The sequence below is a fragment of the Paraglaciecola sp. genome (assembly GCF_030730205.1).
GTDB lineage: Bacteria > Pseudomonadota > Gammaproteobacteria > Enterobacterales > Alteromonadaceae > Paraglaciecola.
On the sequence record NZ_JANQVQ010000043.1, the window covers coordinates 1 to 5,393 of the forward strand.

Annotated in this window: 5 protein-coding genes; all 5 read right to left on the reverse strand. The window is 38.7% G+C overall.

Features of this window, described 5'->3' with window-relative positions:
- The coding region (locus tag NWQ57_RS03885) for a polysaccharide pyruvyl transferase family protein (RefSeq protein WP_306020762.1) at positions 1-907 on the reverse strand (907 nt) is incomplete at its 3' end.
- Entirely contained in the window at positions 904-2,238 is a 1,335-nt protein-coding gene (locus NWQ57_RS03890) for a glycosyltransferase (RefSeq protein ID WP_306020764.1), read from the reverse strand. The genes NWQ57_RS03890 and NWQ57_RS03885, both read right to left, overlap by 4 nt.
- Positions 2,235-3,152: a glycosyltransferase gene (locus tag NWQ57_RS03895; protein WP_306020766.1), complete on the reverse strand. Its 918-nt coding sequence runs from the start codon at positions 3,150-3,152 to the stop codon at positions 2,235-2,237. The genes NWQ57_RS03890 and NWQ57_RS03895 overlap by 4 nt, the downstream gene beginning before the upstream one ends.
- Positions 3,153-3,156: 4 nt before the next feature.
- A complete protein-coding gene (locus NWQ57_RS03900; protein WP_306020767.1) occupies positions 3,157-4,278 on the reverse strand; it encodes a glycosyltransferase family 4 protein in 1,122 nt (373 codons plus the stop codon).
- The gene (locus NWQ57_RS03905) at positions 4,275-5,348 is read right to left on the reverse strand and encodes an acyltransferase (protein WP_306020769.1); all 1,074 of its coding nucleotides are present in this window, start codon (positions 5,346-5,348) and stop codon (positions 4,275-4,277) included. Before NWQ57_RS03905 ends, NWQ57_RS03900 begins: the two co-directional genes overlap by 4 nt.
- Between the last annotated feature and the right edge of the window lie 45 nt (positions 5,349-5,393).

The following is a 5,393-nucleotide window of genomic DNA, read 5'->3' on the forward strand; positions in this document are numbered from 1 at the left end:
TGAATTTATTCGACAGAGAGTAATCATAAATCGCTTTAATCTTAAAATAGTTATTGCCGTAAAGGTTGACTTGTTTACCCAGTAGAGTCGCACCTATCGCGACATGTAAGCGATTCGTGTTTATCACCTCAAACTGATTGATGTAATTTAAAAACTTTTGGGTTGCAAGCAAAGCGAGGTCTTGTTGACAAGAACTTAATTCAAATAAATCAGAAATATCAAGATTATCATTTGGAATTTTAATATCGGTTTTTTCAACATCTACCCTAAATGCATTAAGTATGTTTGAATTGTTTTTAGGCTTAAAAAGTTGCTTTGCTTGGTACAACCAATAATGAAGAATGCAGCGCAGGCTAATACCATAGTCATAAGTATCCATACCTCTGATACGACGCCAAACTTCTTCTGCTACGTGCTTGCTGATAGAGACATTAATGGGCTTTGCTAGAATAGCATTTACATCGCAGGCAAATACCATATCGTCATGCAAGTACACTTTAGCTTTGGGCGCATGGGTGAGGGCATGCTGGAACGAGACCTTTTCCCTACAGATGAGGTGAACATTACCGCCTAAAAGAGCTAATAAGCTCTCTGCACCAAATAGAGTGTGCGGTAACAAGATAAACTGTTTAGCGCGCTGATGGTGCAATTGAATAAATGTAGCGACCCGACTATTGATACCACCAAAGTTACCGCCGCCGCCGTATACGACTATTTTCCCCTTACTGTCAAAGCTATCATTGGTGACTACTTCATAAGAGATATGGTGTCTTTCGAAAAACTGAAATGTCGCAGCTGCAATCAGTGAGTCACCAGCGTTACCAGGATTAGGCAGAAAATAGATTTTTTCCTGTAAACGTTGAAAAAAATCGGCCAAGTCTAATGGTGTATTATCGGTTATAGTCATTTGGTGTTGTTCTTTTTTAATAATGAGGCGATTAAGGAATAGCTTGCTTGATAATGTTCGCTTTGGCTTACGAGGTAAGCCATGCCATGTAAATCATTCACTTTTACAGCTAAGTCACTAGTCCATGGGCGTTGATTATTGACTTCATATTTTTTAATGGCATCGCTCATAATTGCAGTGCCAATAATGCAATTGCGGTTATCCATGACATAGTTTCGCGGTGACATCTTATCTATATTTAAGCTAATTTTTTGGTAGATATCTTTAAAGTTTTGTTCATCCGCAAAGTAACCTGTTTGCCCATTAATAAAACTGTAGTGTTCACCATAGTTATGTCCTTTGCGCATGATAACAGGGGTGTCGCAAAACATGCCTTCGATGATGGCGCGGTTATTTCCTTCGAATTTTGACCACAATACATTTACTTTAGCTCGTTTTTGCAATTCAGATACTTCTTGCGGCGTGATCCATTCATAAATTTCAATGTTGTCGGCAATACCGTGCAAGTTCGCGAGTTGTAAAATTTGTTCTTTGCTCATGTCAACCGGATAGCCAACTAATACAATCTTTAAGTCCGGTTTATCGCTGATTAATGGGATCAAGGCCTTAAAAAAGGCATTGTGACGTTTGAATTTTGCCCAGGCAGCAACCATCAGGATATCGATGTCTCGTTTGCCTGAGGTCGGAGGAACAAAATTGTTGTGGTTGATAAACCAGCTAGGCCCCACTTCAACCGGAATAATATTGCTGTCTAATCTTTCGATAAAACGTTTGTCTCTTTTTTCGTAAACTTGCAAAAATATTGGAGCATTAATCAAACTGTAAGACAGGATATTTTCTTCACAGAATCCAGCCCAACTAGGCTCTAATATAATATTGAAAGATTCTGCTATTTTTTCTACATCAAAGAAGCGTATAAACAGGGGAAAGTAATAGCTGTAGTTGATTATAAGCGCACCTTTTTCAATATCAGATGGATTTTTAAGCACGGTGATTATGCCGTTTAACATTTCCTGTGGGCGTTCGAAAAATTTTGCGGTGTTGCTTAACACGGGCAAGTTATTGATAAATTCGTCACTAATTTGACGACCTAAACTTTTATTGGCTTTAAAATAATAATGAGCAACGTTTGTACCTAACTCATCACTGCCAGACCAACCAGTACGATAAACATTGCTGGCTATTTTGAAGGCTAAACTATGTTTGTTGAATTTCTGTAAGATGTAAATCACCACATGGCAACATAAAACCAGAGGGTACTTAAGGTGATTGAAGTCATATTTAATAAATTCAACCACACGGTTTATGAGTAGGTTAGTTTTTAGGCTCATTGTTTTGATGTCCTTGTTGAAAAGCCAAACTTGATAGTATTAAGTAGGCAGCGAACCAAGCGCTTCAGTGAGGAAATTCTCAATGGGGAAAGCAAAAAAGCACGATAGGCGCAATACAACGAGAATTGATGGTCTTGACTGTCTTCGGCAATATACGAACAAACATTTAATGAGTTATAGGTAGCACGTTTTTTTACTATTGAGGTGTTTTTGCTGCTGCTCAAGGAGGATGTAGCATGATTGATAATCATTTCGTGTAAAGGTAACATTTTTCTTGCTTTTCGCGATGTTGAACCAGGATAGACGCGGTATTTGAGCAGTGGTTCATTAACATATGAAATAGGGTGTTCTTTGGCGATACCTAACCATAACTTCCAATCTTCTAAAGCCTCTAAGGTTTCATCAAATCCACCCGCTATTTGAATTATCGACTTTTTTACTAGTACACTTGATGTGGTAATGATATTTTCAATGAGCAAATTTTCAAAGATGTTTCCCCCAAATAGAGGGCTTAAGTCAGACCGTTTGATATTGTTTTTATAATGCTCACCGAGATAATAAGAGTCAGTAAAAGACCAGTTACAGCCCCCGAGTTGCTCAAATTGCTTTTTCAGTTTATTGGCAAACCAAATGTCATCGGCATCTAAAAACGCTATCCAATCCCCTTGGGCTTTTTGAATTCCTAAGTTTCGTGCAGCAGAGACGCCTTTGTTTTCAGTCTCTATATAAAGAATAGCATGCATCAAATGCCCTATAGCACTGGCAGTGTTATCGTTGGAGCCATCATTAATGACGATGAGTTCGATATTGGGGTAACTTTGTTGCAAAACGCTTTCGATCGACTCGCTAATATAGCGTTCTGCGTTATAGGCAGGCATTACAACTGAAATAAGGGGGTAAGTACTGTTGCTCATAAGATCAACTATGTGAAGGTAGAAGGTTGGTGTAAAGGTTTGAAAACGTGGTGTTCATGACCGAATCACTAAACGTTGATGCGTATCGCTTCTGGCCAACAAAGCCCATTTTTTCGGCTGTTTTAGAGTCACTAATGAGTTGTTTGATCGCTTCACTCAACGCTTCGGCATCATTGGTTTTTACTACTAGTCCATTGTTATGGTGTTTAATGACTTCAGGGTTACCGCCAACATCAGTCACAATACAAGGCTTACCCAAAGCCATCGCCTCTAACAATGTCATCGATGTGCCTTCACTAAATGAGGGTAATAAAAAGATATCCATCAAATCGAGATAGTGCTGTGGCTGAGGATCATACCCCGTCATGATGACATTGTCTTTAATACCCAAACTATTTATCTGCTTCTCGATATTTATACGCTCTTCTCCATCGCCGACCACTAGTAGTGTGATATTGGGGTGAGTAATGAGTACCTGTGCGAAGGCGTTTAACATCATATGATGATTCTTGATTGGATCTAAACGAGCTATTGTACCTATTATCTTAGTCTCTGAGCTGAGTCTCAATTTTTCTTTAAGTTCTAACGTTTTACGTGGCACCACTCGCGGCGGTTTTATGCCATTATAAATGACATCGATACGTTTCTCGGGAATGTTTTCGAAGTCTACTAATGCTTGTTTAGTCGCTTGAGATATAGCCGTTATACGATCGGTAATTCGGCATAACCACGGGTTAAGCAGTTTGCGTTTCCAACTACTTGAGTCAGGGTAAAATCGACCATGTTCAGTGAACACCACTTTGGTTTTTAAACCCACAGCAGCTAATACGCCATAAACCCATGGGGTATATTGGTGACAATGGATAATATCAATATCACTTTTTTTTAGGTGTTTTCTAATAGCCTCAATCAACGACCTATCAAAACCAGGTTGACGTTCGCATCCATCAATTGCCAACCCTGACTCTTGTAGTTCTATACCCCAAGGACCTAGGGGTTTTTCAATACAAAAAATAGACATAGTAAATTTTGTGGTATCACAGCCTTCTACGATGTTTTTAATCACCATTTCGGTGCCACCGATACGCATATCGTAGGTAAGGTGCATTACCTTGATTTTTGTCATTGCTGTATTCTTTTAGCTGACAGCGAATAATGATCTCGCTTAGCAATAAAGGGGAGTTCAATAACGCGGTAAAGTATCTCTGCAACGACAAGACTAATTAGGAGAGCAAAAGAATAATAAATGATGAAGTGAGAGTCATGTATAAATCGTTTTGCTAACGCTAGTGCTTCTGGGTGCAGTAAATACAAAGAATATGACCGCGTTGAAATATGCATTATAAGGGTGTATCCCTTTGGCTTAGATTTAATTGGATTATTTACGGCATAAAAGACCAAACATGCAAATACCAACGACAAGATTAAAATCGAGGGATTGGTATAGCCAGGAAAAGGTTTGTACCATTTAAATAAGAAAAATAATAGATAGCACACAACACCAGTAATCAATAAGGGCAGCATAAAACGTTTAGCTGAAAGCCAGATACTGTTGTGGTTGTAATAAATATGGGCCAACAATACTCCCATCAGGCAACAGTCCCAACGAACATGGGTTTGATATAAAGTCGTATACCAGCCAAGCAACCTAAATAGGCTTGGTAACAAAAGCAGTATAAGTAACACAAGGGTTTGATATTTCGTTCTAAAATAAGCCAAAAATACAATAAGGGGAGCAATGACGAGATAAAATTGTTCTTCGACACTCAAAGACCAACTTATCGTAAAATATTCCATAGGATAGAAATAGTTTTGGACAAAAAAGAAGTATGGTGTTGGATTAGCGACTGTATCTTTGGTTACATATAACTGGCAAAGTGTTAAAAATAAAACGACGAAGTAAGCAGGCATTGTGCGCATCCATCGCCTAAACCAAAATCGTTTTATATCAATATTGCCAAATTTTTCCTGCTCAGAAAATAATTGCGAACCAATAAGCCAGCCAGACAACATGAAAAATAGATCAACGCCCGAACCACCAAATTGAAGTGGAGCCAAATGTGCTGGTGCTCCATAACTTAGTACGGTATGGCCAGTAAAAACTAGCATAATCGCTAATGCTCTGAGCACATCGAGATAAAAAATTCGTCCTTGCATGGGGCTATTTGACACCTTGAACTGATGCATATTTAACATACCACATCTCAAACATTAGCATGCTCCACAAAATCGCCCCATGGT